Below are 17,813 nucleotides of genomic sequence, written 5' to 3' on the forward strand. Positions count from 1 at the left end.
TGATAGCTCCTTTTTATTTGTGATAAGTACGATGATTAATAATCATAAACGAACGATAGATCTGTTCAGTCATAACTAGTCTCATCAACTGATGAGGTAGCGTAAACTTTCCAAAGCAAATACTAAAGTCGGCTCGCTTAGTAACTTCTGGACTAACACCCAAAGATCCACCGATCACAAAAGTAATATCGCTAGTTCCATATGTGGATAACTCATCGACTTTTTTGGCCAATTGTTCAGAGGTCAATTCTTTTCCACGCAAATCTAATAAAATAACATATTCCTTATCCTTGATCTTGGATAAGATCCTTTCACCCTCGACTTCTTTGACGTGAGCATCTTCTGCCTCACTCAAGTTCTCGGGGGCTTTTTCGTCTGGACATTCAACAATCTCAAACTTACAAAAAGCACCCAAGCGCTTAGCATACTCTGCGATTCCGGCCTTTAGATACTTTTCTTTTAATTTACCAACTGTAACCAATTTAATATTCATAACAATCTCCCTATATTCATAATATATAATTATTAACAATTTGAAAAATGTAAAAAAACGAATTTTATTTTAATCCACTTATGCACATAAATAAAAAAGTTTGTATAAGTGTGTGGAACATATCAAATACCTATTATACCAGTCATTACGGCTCACTTCTATACAACTTGTCTCATGTTATCAACAGGTAAAATGTTGATTGTGGATAACTTTTCGACAGTGTTTTTCCTAAAGTTTATCCACTTATACACAAGTTGTTAACATCTGTGGAAAAGTCAATTTCATTCACGCGATAAAAACACGAAGTATATATACGTTTCGGCCAATTATTGTTCAAAAAAAAATGTGGAACTAGTATTCACTAGTTCCACATGTCATTTTATTCAGAAGTTTTTTTAGTTAAATGAACCTGAGCTGTCTTCAACTTACCGTTACGGTAATATTGAACGCTGACAGTGTCTCCGACTGAATGCGAATACAATGCGCTATGTAAGTCAGCAACCGAACTTACTGTTTTGTTTCCCAACTTAACGATGACATCGTTCTTCTTCAAACCGGCACTCTTAGCAACGGAACCAGATGTCGTACTGTAGATCACGACACCCTTAGTTACGTTATTTGGTAACTTCAAACTTGATTGTGATGCGTCAGTTATCTGATCGAGGTCAATAACTTTGATTCCTAGTGATGGACGCTCGACTTTTCCATTTTGAACTAATTGATTGATGATCTTAACTACTTCATTACTTGGAATAGCGAAGCCCATACCTTCTACGGAAGTTCCGTCAGTATTAGAAGCTAATTTCATTGAGTTGATACCAACAATCTGTCCAGCTTCATTTACAAGTGGACCACCTGAGTTACCAGGGTTGATAGCGGCATCGGTTTGAAGAACCGTAGCTTCACCTGTAACTTGTCCGGTATTTTGATCTTGAGTTTCCACAGTTCTATTTGTGGCTGAGATAATACCTTGTGTAACGGTTGTAGCATATTGACTGCCTAATGGTGAACCAATAGCGATCACAGGGTCACCAGGTGAGACATTATCTGAATTACCGAATGATGCTGTAGCCGGCACTTTATTACCAGCAATTTCTAGTACGGCTAAATCGGTTGTGGAATCACTACCAACTAACTTAGCTGATAACTTAGTTCCATCTTCCAGAATTACTTCTAGTGAATCCGAACCTTCAACCACGTGATTATTAGTTACGATGTAGCCTTTACCATTTTGCTTGGCATAAATAACACCAGAGCCCTCACTATATTCTTGTAAGTCAGAAGAATTCGATGAAGACGATGAATTACTATCAGAAGAACTACCGTCGTTACTTTGTGAGTTATCGGAATTACTGTCCGATGAACTATCACCACTGTTGCTATCTCCAAATAGATCACCAAAGATCGAATTCAAACTGCCGTCACTCGACTGTTGTTCTTGTTTCTGAAGGTTAATAACTGATACGACAGCTCCATTGACCTTCTTATAAGCGCCTGACATACTATTAGCCGTATTGGCCTTAGTGTTGCTTACTTGCGTGGTACCGGCAGCCCCGGTTGAAGACGTATCGGCCACCCCATTACTGTTTCCAAAATAATTAAAACCAGCAAAAGCAATTCCAACACCAAGCATTGCTGAAATAAAAGCTACAATACCGATCTTAACTAAAGAATTTCCTGATTTCACCTTCGAATCTCGCTTCTTTCCATTATTCATTCTAGAATCATTTTGATTATTGTTATCCATTACGTAATCACTTCCCCACTTATCACTATACTTAATATAACCTTAAATTTTGAACAAATTATGAAGAATTTCTGTAAAAAAATAGAGGTTTTTCACGCCTCTATTATAATAATTCTATTCTTTTTTACAAACTGATCAGCGGATCTGCCACTTTAGGGTCAGTATCCATGATTTGAAAATCATGTCCGACACCAAAGTCATGTTGTTCCAAGATCTCAGTTACTGAATCACGTGCAACCTGTTTAGTATTGTTTTCAGGGCTCAAATGACCAAGGTAGATCTCCTTAGTCTTATTCCCAATGACATCCATGATCGTTCTTGCACCATCGTCGTTGGACAAATGTCCTTTTTCGCTAAGGATCCGTTGTTTCAACGGCCATGGATACATGCCATTGCGTAACATTTCGATATCGTGGTTACATTCCATCAAGTAACCATCCGCATTCTCAATCGTCTTAGCGACTTTTTCTGATACATAACCAGTATCAGTCAAAATCACGAATTCCTTACCATTGTGATAGAACTTATAAAATTGAGGATCAGCGGCATCATGAGATACGGCAAAACTCTGAATATCCAAATCATCTAAGGTCAAAACTTTGTTGTGCTCAAAGATGTTCTTCTTCTCTTCAGGAACTTTGCCGATCTTTGATGACATAGCTGCCCAAGTTTTTTTGTTGGCATAGACATTCAAGTCATAACGACGTGCTAACACTCCAACACCTCTAACGTGGTCAGAGTGTTCGTGCGTTACAAAGAGTGAGTCGATGTCATTGATATCCTTACCAATGCTCTCAAGCGACTCTTTGATTTTTTTACCTGACATCCCCGCATCGACTAATACATGATGCTTGGGTGTTTCGATGTACGTTACATTACCTGAACTGCTGCTAACTAAAACACTAACCTTTAAATCGTCACTCACTATCTTCGTCTCCTGTTGTCGCTGCCGTTGTAGAACTCTTAATGATATTCCCAGTAAAGGCATTGACCTTCTTCAAGGAATTGACCTTACTATCTTTATTCTGGATCGTTACGAACCAAACTGGTATATAGATCGTACTACCCTTGGCTTCAGTCAATTTAGCGTAGGCTAAATTAGCGTAAGTTATCTTAGAGTTATTGGGAATCTCTGAATTAGTATACAAACTAGAAATAACATCCTTTTCACTCTTCGTGGCTTCTTTTTCATGTAGAATCATCAAATCATCCACGTAAGTTTGGGTATAACCGACAACCTTTTTATTTTCAACGTCAAATGTAACACGGCCAGACTTGTCATACAACTCTCCAACCTGATCTGTTTGCGCATATACAATTTGAGATGAGGTCGACAACTGCGGTGAATACTTATATTTAGTACCGAATAAGACATTCGATTCTTTTTTCAAAAAAGCATTTAATTTTGTAGTTTGATTCGACTTAGTAATTGAAATAGGATCACTCAGCGAACTATCAAGTTTATGATCAGTTGAATCGTACTGAACTTCTTGATTTCTTAAATGAGTCAAGTTGTTAGCCAGAGCATTGTTAGGACGTGAACCTAAATAGTACGCATTTCCTGACTTAGAATCCAACTTACCAAAGCTAATATCACGCTTACGCATGTCAGCCACCGTAGAAGTGGTCGTATTACTGCTGGAAACTATCTGTTGACCATTCTTGAGTGAGAATAACAACCAAATGTCCAACGAAAAGAAGACGATCAAAAATATGATTTCAATTCTCCTAAAATCCATTGTTATTCCTCCTCTGCAGATTCATTAGTCCAATCGGTATAAGTCTTCCAATGACCATCGATCTTAATATAGTAAGTTGGAGTCAAGTCGATAACATCTTCATTATCAGTTTCACTTTCCCACTGATATCCCACTTGAATGTCTTGAATATCATTTGGTGAATATCCAGCTCTGTCTAAGCCTTTCAAAATATTCGTCGTTGATTTCAGCGTAGTAGCTGATTGATCTGATGGAACAGGGACTTCTAGAACTTTGTTCAAGAAGTATTCTGTGGTTCCGTTACGACTGAACTTGATCTTGATCGATCCAAACTGGCTCTTCTTAAAGATTGGGAAACCTTCAACGTATTCACGATACGTCAATTCTTTAGACTCCCAGTCAGCATCGTATAGACGCAAGTTGGAAACTGAATTTTGTAAGTTGACCGCTTTGTTATACCCACGTTGGAAGAACGACAATCTATCCTTTGGCACCGAAGTGTCGGTATAGTCATAGAAGGTCAACTCGCCCTTATTGTGGTCAGAGACCAAACGCTTAGTCTCACCATAATTGTAAGTATAAACATTATCAGTCTGCGTCGTTACTAAGTCATCGCTGTTAGAATCAAACAGCGCCGTTGTATATTCAGAATCCTTCTTACCGCTCATAACGTATGAATAAGTTCTCATCTTGATCGGTTCTGTATAGAACGTGAAGACACCGTGTTTCAACAGATTCAAACGGACTTTTAGATCTATGTTAGTTTTACGTGCCAATTTCAAGATCGGTTCTGAAGAAACATCCTTGACCTTAGCCCGATAGACCGCATAATTGCTGTCATTAGCCAGGTAAATATAACTGTCTTTTTTATTCTTCAAAGTAAAGATGATCCGGTCAAAGGAATAATCTTTAGCACGTCTCAAATCACTGCTGTCCAACAAATAGCCCAGTGTTTTTACTGAAATATTAGTTGGATAGACTAGCTGAATCGCATTTTCTTGTTGGATCAGTTTTTGATAACGAGCACCGTCTTTTTTGAAGACTTCCTTAGGTTCACTAATATTCCAGTCTTTCATGACTTTTTGGATACTCATTGAGATGTTCTCTTCATTATTATAAATCAAACGTTGATCAGTTCCGTCTTGCCAGATGACTTGTGTCGGACTGATCACCTGATCGATCGGAATCTTGTTCTTATCAGTATCGGTGGTAGTAACATCAATATTTCTGCCTGCCTGATAGCGTGCAGTATTGGTCCAAATATAGAAGGACAGGACAATACTTGTGATAACCGCTATCACTAGCAGGATCTGTACGATTAAACGACTAAATTTCATCCCATTCTCCTCCAGTCTCATTAGGGTCAAACGGCAAGGAGATATAGAATGTTGATCCTTTACCTTCAGCACTATTTACCCAAATTCTACCTTTGTGTTGTTCCACGATTTCCTTAGAGATCGATAATCCTAAACCAGTACCACCTTGCTTACGAGATCTAGCTTTATCAACTCGATAAAATCTATCGAAGACTTTCTTGATATCCTTTCTCGGAATACCTAGTCCCTCATCAGAAATACTAATAATAATGTGTTTATTTGTCTCCAATAGACGACACGTTATAACGCCTCCGTCTGGAGAATACTTGATAGCATTATTTACGATGTTATCAATAACTTGGGTCATCTTATCAGTATCGATCTCGACCCACAGATCTTTATTAGTAAAGATGCGCTTGATACGATAGTTTTTGACAACTTTCGTATCATCTTCTTTGGCATCGGCTTTTTCCTTTTTCAACATCATATCAAATCGATCCAAGATGTAGGAGAAGAATTCGTTGAAGTTTACTAATTCTTTTTCTAGCTTCGAACGACCTTGATCCATTCGTGACAAACTCAATAAGTCTTGAATCATTCTGATCATACGGTCAGTCTCTTCAGCGGTAACATTCAAGAATTGTGGTGCTAACTTCTGATCCTTCCAAGCACCGTTATTCAAGGCATCAATGTAACTACTAATACTTGTTAGTGGTGTACGCAATTCGTGAGAAACGTTCGAAACGAATTGACGGCGTTCACTATCGATCTTTTGTTGTTCAGTGACATCATGTAGAACACAAACCATACCACTAATGAAGCCACTATTTCTTTGGATCAATGAGAAGTCCGCATTCAAGATCAACGAATTATCGTCATTAACGTCATAATCTTCATCCGGTCCATCATTAGTCTCGATTACCATTGGATCCGGATTCTCTAGCAATTCATCAAAGGTGACCTTATCATCGATCCCCAAAACTTCGACCAACGACTTGCCATCGGCTTCTTCTTCGTCCTTATTCAAGAACTCTTGTGCCATTTCGTTGATGACAGTAATGTTACCTAATCTATTCGTGGCAATAACCCCATCAGACATCTGGGTCAGCACACTATCCAGCCTTCGCCGCTCAGACTCCGAGTTTTCAGTGGCTTCTTCAACTTTGACCGACAAGTCATTAACTGCCATTGCCAATTGTCCCAACTCATCGGGTGAATAAATTCTAACTTGTCCGGAATAGTCTCCCTCAGCCATGCGGACAGCCTGCTGCTTCATTTCATCGATCGGCCGTGTAATCGCACGGGAAATGAAAATAGCGATAACAGCACCCAATAATCCCGCTACTAGGGATGCGGTAAGGAAGATGACAATAATATTATTTATCCCCGTGTAAACTGATTCCATGCTGGCACGAACGTAGACTGCCCCAACGATCGAACTATTATCTGGCGAAGATACAGGTGAGACAGACTCATATGAGCTACCTGTTCCCTTATCATAGTAGATCTGGGTAATCTTCTTACCATTGCTGATACTCTGCTTGATTTGATTCTTCATCGTCTTAGTACCGATCAAAGAAGACTTATCAACATCTTTCGTGCCGACAATTATCCCGTTACGATCAACGATCTGAATGTCAGTAATATCCGAATTATTACGCGCATAATCTTGGATCACGTTGCTGATGTTTTCCTTTGTGGCACTGTCATTATCGTTTAAGTTATCTGAAATTTGATTCAGTGTATATGCTGGTACGACAATTGAATTCTCAAAGTCAGAGACGTTTTGTTCCTCAAGTCTCTGCACGAAATAAGCCCCAATTATTTCGATTGTGACAATAAGAATTAAAATAAAAGATAATCCGATTTTGAAGTTAATCGAATGTAAAAATACGAATCTATTTTTCAAAATATTTCCACCTATAAAATACAGTCTGTTAATCTTCATTATACAGCTTTCAATGTAACAAAAAAACTGACTCGTTTGATAGAGTCAGTTCAAATACGACTAGGCTTCTGCCTCAGGATCTCTGAGGTAGTATCCTACGCCACGTCTAGTCATAAGCCACTCGGGCTGACTAGGATTATTTTCAATTTTTTCACGAAGACGACGGACTGTAACGTCCACAGTTCTTACATCCCCAAAGTAGTCATAACCCCAAACTGTTTGAAGTAAATGTTCACGTTTCATTACTTGACCAATGTGCTGAGCTAAGTAATACAATAATTCAAACTCACGATGAGTTAGTTCTATTTCTTTACCATTTTTGGTTACCGTATAGGCATCAGGAAGAATAGTTAAATCACCAATCTTGATTTCGCTATTTTTGCTTTCGTCACTTTGAACATTTCTCTGCGTTCTCAAACGAGCCTTCACACGAGCAACTAATTCACGGTTAGAAAAAGGTTTGGTTACATAGTCATCAGCACCAAGTTCCAAACCAATAACTTTGTCGATTTCAGTATCTTTAGCGGTCAACATAATAATCGGTGTATCTTTAGTCTTTCTTACAGTTCTAGCCACTTCTAGACCGTCGATCACTGGTAACATCAAGTCCAATAGAATTAGATCAGGATCATCTTCTTCTACCTTATCGAGTGCCTCTTGACCGTCAAAAGCTGTTATGACTTCATAGCCTTCATTTTCCAAGTTGTATTTAACAATATCGGAAATAGGCTTTTCATCATCTACTACTAGAATTTTTTTTGCCATATTATCTCTCCTTGACGTGAATATTATACTAGTTATATGTTATTAAAACAAAATCAACATAACTGAAGCTTAAAAAAATAAAAATTTTATTGAAAAAGTACTTGCTTCATATTTTGTCCTTATGGTATTATATATCTCGTTGATTGATACAACACATCTAACAAATGGGTGGCTAGCTCAGCTGGCAGAGCAACGGACTCTTAATCCGTGGGTCCAGGGTTCGATCCCCTGGCCACCCATAGCAATAACATTTAACCGATGATATCAAGCGAAAGTCTTGATGTTATCGGTTTTTATTTTGCCCAAATTTAAAAATCTGACCTACAGATATATTAGATTATCAAAAAGATTTCCAAAATGAAAGTAATTGGCTCTTCGTGCTTACAAACTTTATGATAGTCCGTCAAATATAATAATACAATTGCGACATAATAAATTGATTATTAATTAACTTCACATATTGAAATAACAAATTTAATCAGCTTTATTAAAAATCCTATTCAAACGTTTTTATCAGGATTTGAAGGGTTCTCATTAGACTAGTCTCAACTTCGTTATATAGAATATATATAGCTTAAATGAGGAGGACTACCACAATGGAACAACCTTCAAGTTCAGAATCAGAAATAATTGAGATACTCAATCGCCACAATATTTTTTTCGAACGTGAAAAAGTTTTTCCAGATCTAAAAAGTGTCAACGATGATTCATTACTACCAGTCGACTTTGCTTTAAATATCAATGGTTTTTTAGCGATCATCGAATATAACGGTGCTCAACACTACCGACCGATCAACAATACTCCAAGTTCTATTGCAGCTTGGCGGCGCTTGACTAAAAACGGTTCTGCTAGGATCAAATTTGCGGAGAAGAACGATATTCCGCTCTTAGTCATCCACTATAAGGATCGCAAGGCGATGAAACATCTCATCCCCAAGTTTATAGAAGATATAAAATTCAATATTCACGATACCAAACCTCGTTACACTAAGAACACCAAAGCCTATTTCTCGGCCTTCCCGTATTATAATTTCGATAAAACCGCTGATACACCCGAAGCTCCGGTAAATCCGCTCAAACTAGAAAAAATCGAAGAATTGGGCTGTTTCAATATCGATCACGCTATTCTCTGGACCAAAGAAGGACTGGAGACCATGGTAGCACGAGAAGAGAATTACAAGTCCGAAATCGAGCAGTACAAGAATGTCACCTCTGACTTAGTCTTACATATTCATGAACTTGAAGAACAAGTCGAACAACAATCTGAACTGATCCAATCACTAACTGAACCAGTTACAGAAGAAGACATCTCAACCAAGACATCTGCCACTGAACTACCTGATTTTATCGGGCGCTTCAGATTAAACGATTCACCACGCAGCCGTTTGACGGACGACGCAAAGACTTTTATCCGAATGTTATCCAGTAGATACAGCACTGATCTGTTTGAAATCCACAGATTCTTAAAGATCAATTATGACGAAAACATTTCAGTACCTACTATAAAAAAATGTGTCAGTTGATTTTTAATCGATCGACACAATTAGGTGGGAGAAAAATATGGACCAACCTTCTGAACCTGAATCACAAATAATCGGTATTTTAAATAATCTACAGATCTTATTCGATCGTGAAAGAAAATTCGATGATCTTAGAAGTAAGAGCGACCATTCCATGTTACCAGTGGACTTTGCTTTGAATATCAACGGATTCTTAGCAATCATCGAATACAATGGTGCACAACATTATTCACCGAAGAATAATTCTGAAACTGCCAAAAGTGCTTTTAGAAGACTGTCCGCCAACGGGACTGCCCGCTTGAATTTTTGCGAAAAAAATAATATTCCGCTCTTAATAATTCATTACAAGGACAAGCATCAACTTCAAAAGATCATCGAGGCATTTATTGAAGACATCAAAAACGATCTTCATAACCATACTCAGAAATACACGACACACACTAAGGGATTTTTTCATGATCTGCCCTATTGTGCCTTTAGATCAACTCCTGACGGTCCCATTAGCCCGCTCCAATTCCAGGAAAATTCTCAATTGGGTTATTTAAGTCTGAGCAGTGATGCCATCGTCTGGACAAAAACTGAATTAAATACTCTATTAGCACGAATTGACGAATATCAACAAAAAGTCGAACAGTATCAAACTATCACTGCTAACTTGGTCCTTAACATCGACTCACTACGTAAAGAATTACTCGAAAAGGATAAGCTCTTAGCTGTTTCACAGAAATCACTTCCAAATCAGCCAATAAAAAAGACCAGTGAAAATATTAAATTCACTGGCAAATTCCGAATGACTAATTCACCGAGAAGCCGTCTAACCTCCGATGCGCGTGTTTTTATTAAATCTTTGTCAGCAAAATACAAGGAGATCTCCGCATTACAGGAATGCTTGGAAAAAAACTATAATGAAAAAATATCGATTCCAACATTGAAGAAGTGTACTGAATCGTGAATTGTTTTCCAATTAGCCAAATTGTAAATAAGCCATGATATTTATCATCGTTTATAATTATTACCGAGAATAATTTATTAAAGGAGCTAAATTATGGTATATACAATTGGCGATGCTTCTAAGAGAACCGGCATCAGTTCGTATACATTGCGATATTACGACAAAAAAGGACTCTTACCCTTCGTAAATCGTGATGATCACGGACGCAGATACTTCAAAGAACATGACTTTGATTATCTATCGACGATCAATTGTCTCAAGAGAACTGATATGAGTCTGAAGGATATTAAATCCTTCATCAATTGGTGTCAAGATGGTGATTGTACACTTGATAAACGTCGCGACTTTTTGATCCAGCATCGTAAAGAAGTCGAAAAACAACTGCAAGAGGTCCAAGGATATCTAGATCAAATCGATCACAAAATCGACTACTACTCTAGAGCCGCTGACAAGGGTACTGAAAATGGCGTTGAATGCTAAAAGAGAACTTCAAACGAAGTTCTCTTTTTTTTATGGTAAATCATTGCCGGCAGCGAAGTAAACATCGTACCATTCTTGTTTAGTTAATTTAACATCGGCACCCTTGGCACTGTCAGCGATATGTTCCGGATTCATCGTTCCGATGACCACTTGCATATTAGCGGGATGTCTCAAGATCCAAGCAGTAGCGATACCATTCTTTGATACACCGTATTTGTCAGCTAATTCTTGTAATTTCTTATTCAATTCTGGGAACTTATCATTGTTGATGAATGTACCGGCAAACATTCCGTATTGGAATGGCGACCAGGTTTGGACAGTAACGCCGTATCTTCTAGAGAATTCCAGCAGACCACCGTCATGGTTAACTGAACGAGCGTCTTGCATATTAGTATGCATCCCAAAGTCGATCATTCCTGTGTGCATGATACTGAACTGTAATTGATTGATCAAAAGTCTTTGATCCACCGCTTCTTGAACTAACATGAATTGTTGCGGATTAAAGTTTGAAACACCGAAGTGACGAACCTTACCACTAGCTTGCAATTCATCAAAGGCTTCGGCGACTTCTTCAGGCTCCATCAGAGGATCTGGTCGGTGTAATAAGAATGAATCCAGATAATCAACCTGCATTCGCTTCAAAATACCATCGACGGTATCGATCAAATGTTGCTTAGAAAAATCGTATCGTTTACCAAAAACAAAGCTGCCATGACTGCGATTAGGATCGACTATGATACCACCTTTTGATTGAATATAGAGTTTATCTCGTGAAATGGATGATTCCTTCAAGGCTTTGCCAAAAACCTCTTCAGAGTGCCCCATACCGTAGATGTCAGCTGAATCAATGTAATTGATGCCGCTGTCTACTGATGTTTCTAGAGCCTTAACTGCATCTTCAGTCGACAATGCTTCCATGCGCATAATACCCAAAGCAACAGCTGAAGTTTGCCAATTCGTGTTACCAATATTTAATTGTTTCATTACTCGTTAACCTTCTCTCTGAATTATAAGTACACAATAATTCTTAGAGTATGGTCTAAGTCAACAAATAAGATTATTTGCATTTACTTAATAATTATTACTTGTATTATTATTAATATTAATGGAATTATCAGGGGGACGCATCAATGGGGAGTTTTAGACTGTTTAAAGAACAAAATAGTAACTTCTGGCGCTATTTTTGGAAATATAGCCAAGTAATTATTTTGGTCGAATTACTAATTAATTTTGTTCTAGTGCCTGCCTTAAGTGTCTTGACGAATTGGATACTAATGCTCGGCGGCATCAAATACGTTTCGTATACCAATATGATTAGCATCATTACTAAACGGCCACTGGTCTTTATCGGTTTAATAATCGTGCTATTACTAATACTGTTACTGGTATTCAGTCAGTTTGCATTAGTACTGATCAGCTTCCAAGCTATTAAGTCACGAGCCAGTATGAAATGGCGCGACTACCTAAAAACTATCTTCCGAGAAATCGCCAGCTTACCTTTCAAGGCGTTTGGTTTCTTCTTGATCTACTTCTTGTTAATTACTCCTTTTGTAGGTATCGGCTTCTCTTCCAATCTCCTCAGTAAAGTCAAAGTTCCGCAATTTATCTTAGATTGGTTATTTACCGAACATCTAGCTTGGGGATTAACTTTGATAATTATTTATCTGATTATCTTTTATATCGGGATGCGTTGGTTATTCGTGATTCCACTGATGATCTTTGATAATCGTACGATTAAAAATGCACTGCATCACAGCTGGCGCATGACTAGAGGCAAAACAATCTATTATTTAACTACCTTTTTAATCGTCTTCATCGTTATAACGGTCACCACATTTGTGCTATTCGGCATCATTTTAGCTGGGCAATGGGGATTTGATCACATAGCTTTGATTCAATTCCCGCTTGCTATTGCTAATCTGACCTTAGTGCAATTGATAAATATTCTCGCCAGCCTATACGCAACATCCCTATCGACTTTGATCATCCTAAGCCAAACCAAAACCCAATACGTTTATCGTGCTCAAAGACATCGCTCGCACAAGTGGTTCTGGATCTTACTCGCGGCGGCAACGATCTTTAGCTTTGTTACATATAATACTGTCTACTTCAAAGGCTGGTTGATGGAACGACCAGTGACGATCTCACATCGTGGTGTCGATGATGGCAATGGCGTTCAAAATTCCATCTCAGCTCTTAAAGAAACCGCCAAGGAAAAACCAACTTACATTGAAATGGACGTTCAAGAAACCAAGGATCATCAATACGTCGTCTTCCATGATAATACGCTCAAAAACTTGGCCGGTATCAATAAGCGACCTAGTCAGATGACCTTGAGGCAATTACAGGAAACTCCAATTCATGAAAATGGTAAAACAGCTTATATTGCCAGTTTCGATGATTACTTACAGACTGCAACCAACTTGCATCAAAAATTATTAGTCGAATTCAAGTCTGTTAAGGGCAATAGCAATGACTTTGTAGCTAATTTTGCTAAAAAATACGGAACGCAATTACAAAAGAACGGCGATATGGTTCATTCATTAAAATATAGTTATATTGAGCAAAGTAAAAAAGACATGCCAAATGTTGCCGCAAATTATATTCTCTCGTTCAATCTTACTGGTGTACCTATTAGCGACGCCGATGGTTTCACGATGGAATATTCCACGCTCAATTCTAGTTTTGTGGACGGTTCACACGCTCTCAACAAAAAAGTCTACGCTTGGACTGTCAATGATACTTCTGATATGAGTCAAATGATGTTCATGGATGTTGATGGCATAATCACTGATGATCTGTCCGATCTTCAGGCTGAGATCAGCAGAAATTTCAACCAAGCTGGCTATGCTAAGCGAATCTACAATTATATTCTACAAATGCAAAGTCCTTTTTGAGTTTTTCTGTTGGATACCGCTGATTGTGATCAACAATGGTCATCACAACCAAAAACAACCTTACGTTCCACGCACTAGCTTCTGGAATCCTTTCCACTAATCGTTTGACTACTTCTTCACTAACTACGATAATTAAACTGTTATTAAATTGGAGGAGGAAATACACATGAAACAACGTTACATTGGCGAAACAAGTTGGGAAGCTTCCGCTGTTGCACTAGGAATTATGCGCATGAACGCTTTGACACCTGATCAAGCAGCAAAATCAATCGATACTGCTTTTGATAATGGTATCAACTTTATCGACGCTGCCGATATTTATGGCGATGGTGATTCCGAAAAGATCTTCGGCGAGGCAATGAAAAAAACTAGTGTCAAGCGCGATGATCTATACATCCAATCAAAGGGCGGAATCGTATCCGGTAATCGCTATGATTTCTCAAAGCAACATCTATTAGATGCCGTTGATGGCAGTCTGGAGCGCTTAGGTGTCGATTATCTCGACTCATTCTTGCTGCACAGACCAGATCCATTGATGGAACCAGAGGAGATAGCCGAAGCTTTCGATGAACTTCAAAAATCAGGAAAGGTTCGTCACTTCGGTGTTTCAAATTTCAATCCTCAACAATACTTGATGGTTCAAGAAGCAGTTGATCAAAGACTGATCATCAATCAACTACAATTTAGTATTATGCACACAGGTATGGTCGACTTTGGGATGCACACCAACATGGCTGACACACGTTCCATCAACCATGACGGTGGTATATTAGAGTTCTCAAGACGTATGGGTGTAACTATTCAAGCTTGGTCACCATTCCAATATGGTATGTTCCAAGGCGTCTTCATTGATAACGACAAGTTCCCTGAATTGAACAAGAAATTACAAGAACTAGCTGACAAATATGGCGTATCAAAGAACGGTATCGCTACTGCCTGGATTTTGAGACATCCCGCTAACATGCAAGTAGTTATCGGAACGATGAACCCTGAACACATTGCTGATAGTGCTAAGGGTGCTGACGTGGATCTAACAAAACAAGAATGGTATGATGTCTACTTCGCTGCTGGCAACGATTTGCCATAAAGTTCCATAAACAAAAATATTTTTAAATTCTTATACTGATGAATCCCATACTTACATAGTAAGTGTGGGATTTTTTTATAATTAAATAATTGGTATACCATATTATCATTTATATAATCAATATAAAATAATAATTGGGCTAATTATTATCTACTGGTATGAGAAGGAACTATAATTCAAGTTGAATCAAATAAAAGAGCATCAAATTGCTAAAGGAGATGTAACTCATGAGAATTAAGAGAACATCCTTTCTGATCAGCATGGTTGCGATTTTCTTAGCTCTTCTAGCATGGATAGTTCCTAATTCTGAGACTGCTCATGCGGCTGATACTACCGGAATTGAACCACAATCCACCATTGCGGTTTCTGGGTTGAGTTCCAGTGATGCGATAATCAAAGACCCAAATGGCAACCTAGTTTCAAGTGATGACCCCTTCTACAATTGGAGTCATTACAATGTAACTTACGATTGGTCTATCGCTGATAATATTCCTGTAAAAGCTGGAGACACAGCAACATTTGAATTACCTAGCTCAATTAGATTAACCGCTAATTTAACTAATATACCTATTTTTAATGAAGATAATGTTCAAATTGGTACATTTTCAATGAAGGCTGGAGAACGTACAGGTACAATAACCTTTAATGACGTTCTATCTTCAACCAATATCGACAGAAAAGGTAGTATCACTTTTCATGTCAGAGGTAATAACGCTAATAACGAAAATCCCGGTCAACTTTATTGGAATATCAACAAAGTTGGTTGGTTAAGTGAGTATGATGAAAATGGTTTACCAAAGTACGTTGTTTGGAATATCGCTTTTAATCCAAGAAGTGAAAATCTAACTAACGTTGTTGTAACTGATAAACTAAGTCCTGGTCAAACATACGTTGACGGATCTGTTTATGCTCCAACTGGCTACTATAATGACAGTGCTAATTTCGTAGCTGACGGCAACACACTTTCTCCACAAGTTGTTCAAAACGGCAATGAAATCAAATTCTACTTTGGAAATGTTTCCACAGCCGTTGATATGACATTCAGAGTTTTGATCAAGGTCGATCCGCACCAAGACAATGCCTATAATGACAATGCTACATTGACCTCAGATCAAATCACTGGTGACGTAAGCAGCAGTGTTCATTATGGTGGTTCTGGTAACGGAACTGGATCTGCTACATTAGGTAACGTAGTATTACAGAAAACTAATGAATCTGGTCAAGTCTTACCCGGAGCTGTTTATGAACTAAAAGACAGCAATGGTAATGTCTTAATGAGTGAAGTCCCAGTTGATGAAAATGGTCAACTGAAGATCTACGATCTACCGGTTGGAACTTACACTTTGACAGAAATCAAAGCTCCAAGTGGCTATGATATTAATCCAAATCCAATGACATTCAGCGTTTTGGCATCATCACGTAACCAAGTCATTGATTTGACACAGGAAGATTATCCCGAAACAACACCACCAACCGAAGAACCTGACACCGGTAACGTTGTATTCGACAAAGTTTCAGTATCTACTGGTAATCTTCTACCAGGTGCCGAATATGATCTACTAGATGCTAACGGAAATGTTGTTCAAAGTGGCTTAGTAACTGATTCCGAAGGACGCATTTCAATCAATGGTCTTAAGACTGGAGATTATGCTTTCAAGGAAACTAAGGCACCTGAAGGATATGAATTATCTACTGATTTAATACCATTTACAATCACTAAAGACCAAACATCTAGCGTCACTGCTAGCGATGTCTTGACTAATGATGAGGAAGATGGCGGCGGTGCTGTCCTCACTAAGACTGATGCTAACGGACAACCACTTGCCGGTGCAGTTTATGAATTAAGAGATCCTAACGGTGAAGTCATCGATAAATATGCGACCGATAAGGATGGTAAGATTACATTCGATCTCTTAGCTGACGGTGAATATACTTTGACAGAAGTCGAAGCTCCCGAAGGCTATGAAGTTAACAAGACACCTATCAAGTTCACAGTTAAAAAGGGCACCATCGTTCCTTTGAATGCAACAGATGAAAAGGAACCTACTGAACCCGAACAACCTGTTGAGCCTAATGAGCCTCAAGAACCTGAAAATCCTACCGAACCTAACGAGCCTGAGGAACCAGAAGAACCTGTTGAACCTAATGAACCTCAAGAACCCGAAAATCCGGCTGAACCTAACGAACCTCAAGAACCTGAAAATCCTGCCGAGCCTGGTGAACCTCAAGAGCCTGAAAACCCAGCTGAACCTAATGAACCTCAAGAACCTGAATATCCGGCTGCTCCTGAAGAACCCCAAGAACCCGGTGAACCAGTCATTCCTGGTGAACCTGAGAATCCAGAACAACCCGCTGAACCTAACGAGCCCGAGAATCCTGAAGAACCATCTATTCCTAATGAATCTCAAAAACCTGAAAAACCAGTTTTACCAGAAGTTCCTAATCAGAACGATGAAGGATCCGGCAACAATTCAGCTGTTACCAATCCAGAACTCCCAGAAAATCCTTCATTCCCAATAACTACTGAAAAACCTTCTGCAAGTTCTCCTGAATATATCACACCTGAACAAGCCGCAAATCCTGGTTCATACGGAACATATATGACTAAAGGATCCACAAGATTCCCTCAAACTGGCAATAAAGAAAATATCTTGATAACCATTACTGGTTTCATTATATTGATCGGACTAGCTGGTTTTGAGATAAATCACAAACACATTTAAATAGTTTTCGATATTTAAACACAAAAAATCTCGCACTTGCTTTGGTAAGTGCGAGATTTTTGATGCTATTTACAATTGATTATTTCTTTCCTCATATATATTATGAAGGATTTTTTTACCTAATACAAGACTATTAATTATAGCCACATCGTACTAACATTAGATAC

Annotated in this window: 14 protein-coding genes and 1 tRNA gene; 7 read left to right on the forward strand and 8 right to left on the reverse strand. The window is 38.4% G+C overall.

Features of this window, described 5'->3' with window-relative positions:
- Positions 1–13: 13 nt before the first annotated feature.
- The 7 genes from rlmH to yycF all read right to left on the reverse strand — a co-directional run bounded on the left by rlmH (position 14) and on the right by yycF (position 7,987).
- Positions 14–493 carry a 23S rRNA (pseudouridine(1915)-N(3))-methyltransferase RlmH gene (gene rlmH / locus U8519_RS05825; RefSeq protein WP_334329363.1) on the reverse strand — a complete coding sequence of 160 codons (480 nt, stop codon included), beginning with the start codon at positions 491–493 and terminating at the stop codon, positions 14–16.
- A 379-nt stretch (positions 494–872) separates the two neighbouring features.
- Complete coding sequence (locus tag U8519_RS05830; RefSeq protein WP_334329364.1) at positions 873–2,240, reverse strand: S1C family serine protease; 1,368 nt, start codon at positions 2,238–2,240, stop codon at positions 873–875.
- 124 nt (positions 2,241–2,364) lie between these two features.
- The gene (locus tag U8519_RS05835) at positions 2,365–3,228 is read right to left on the reverse strand and encodes an MBL fold metallo-hydrolase (protein ID WP_442892125.1); all 864 of its coding nucleotides are present in this window, start codon (positions 3,226–3,228) and stop codon (positions 2,365–2,367) included.
- Positions 3,158–3,979 (reverse strand): two-component system regulatory protein YycI, encoded by an 822-nt coding sequence (locus U8519_RS05840; protein ID WP_334329365.1) that lies wholly within the window; start codon positions 3,977–3,979, stop codon positions 3,158–3,160. Before U8519_RS05840 ends, U8519_RS05835 begins: the two co-directional genes overlap by 71 nt.
- A 2-nt stretch (positions 3,980–3,981) precedes the next feature.
- On the reverse strand, positions 3,982–5,295 hold the full coding sequence (locus U8519_RS05845) for a YycH family regulatory protein (protein ID WP_334329366.1): 1,314 nt from the start codon (positions 5,293–5,295) through the stop codon (positions 3,982–3,984).
- A complete protein-coding gene (gene walK / locus U8519_RS05850) occupies positions 5,285–7,183 on the reverse strand; it encodes a cell wall metabolism sensor histidine kinase WalK (RefSeq protein WP_334329367.1) in 1,899 nt (632 codons plus the stop codon). Before walK ends, U8519_RS05845 begins: the two co-directional genes overlap by 11 nt.
- Before the next feature lie 99 nt (positions 7,184–7,282).
- The gene (gene yycF, locus U8519_RS05855; protein ID WP_334329368.1) at positions 7,283–7,987 is read right to left on the reverse strand and encodes a response regulator YycF; all 705 of its coding nucleotides are present in this window, start codon (positions 7,985–7,987) and stop codon (positions 7,283–7,285) included.
- Positions 7,988–8,153: 166 nt separating this feature from the next.
- Here yycF and U8519_RS05860 point away from each other — a divergent pair.
- The 4 genes from U8519_RS05860 (at position 8,154) to U8519_RS05875 (ending at position 10,939) form a co-directional block, all read left to right on the forward strand.
- A tRNA-Lys gene (locus tag U8519_RS05860) sits at positions 8,154–8,226 on the forward strand.
- A 357-nt stretch (positions 8,227–8,583) separates the two neighbouring features.
- The gene (locus U8519_RS05865) at positions 8,584–9,510 is read left to right on the forward strand and encodes a hypothetical protein (protein WP_334329369.1); all 927 of its coding nucleotides are present in this window, start codon (positions 8,584–8,586) and stop codon (positions 9,508–9,510) included.
- A 37-nt stretch (positions 9,511–9,547) separates the two neighbouring features.
- Positions 9,548–10,459, forward strand: coding sequence for a hypothetical protein (locus tag U8519_RS05870; protein ID WP_334329370.1), 912 nt, complete (start codon positions 9,548–9,550; stop codon positions 10,457–10,459).
- A 93-nt stretch (positions 10,460–10,552) separates the two neighbouring features.
- Positions 10,553–10,939, forward strand: coding sequence for a MerR family transcriptional regulator (locus U8519_RS05875; RefSeq protein WP_334329371.1), 387 nt, complete (start codon positions 10,553–10,555; stop codon positions 10,937–10,939).
- Positions 10,940–10,969: 30 nt separating this feature from the next.
- Here U8519_RS05875 and U8519_RS05880 read toward each other — a convergent pair whose 3' ends face one another.
- Positions 10,970–11,923: an aldo/keto reductase gene (locus U8519_RS05880; RefSeq protein ID WP_334329372.1), complete on the reverse strand. Its 954-nt coding sequence runs from the start codon at positions 11,921–11,923 to the stop codon at positions 10,970–10,972.
- 146 nt (positions 11,924–12,069) lie between these two features.
- On the opposite strand from U8519_RS05880, the gene U8519_RS05885 reads away from it, so the two are divergent.
- From U8519_RS05885 to U8519_RS05895, 3 genes are all read left to right on the forward strand, one after another.
- Positions 12,070–13,836, forward strand: a complete 1,767-nt coding sequence (locus tag U8519_RS05885) for a glycerophosphodiester phosphodiesterase (RefSeq protein WP_334329373.1) — start codon at positions 12,070–12,072, stop codon at positions 13,834–13,836.
- A gap of 166 nt (positions 13,837–14,002) precedes the next feature.
- Entirely contained in the window at positions 14,003–14,923 is a 921-nt protein-coding gene (locus U8519_RS05890) for an aldo/keto reductase (RefSeq protein ID WP_334329374.1), read from the forward strand.
- A gap of 227 nt (positions 14,924–15,150) precedes the next feature.
- Positions 15,151–17,646, forward strand: a complete 2,496-nt coding sequence (locus U8519_RS05895) for a SpaA isopeptide-forming pilin-related protein (RefSeq protein WP_334329375.1) — start codon at positions 15,151–15,153, stop codon at positions 17,644–17,646.
- Positions 17,647–17,813: the final 167 nt, after the last annotated feature.

Origin of the sequence: Companilactobacillus sp. HBUAS59699 (assembly GCF_036913575.1) — a bacterium.
GTDB lineage: Bacteria > Bacillota > Bacilli > Lactobacillales > Lactobacillaceae > Companilactobacillus.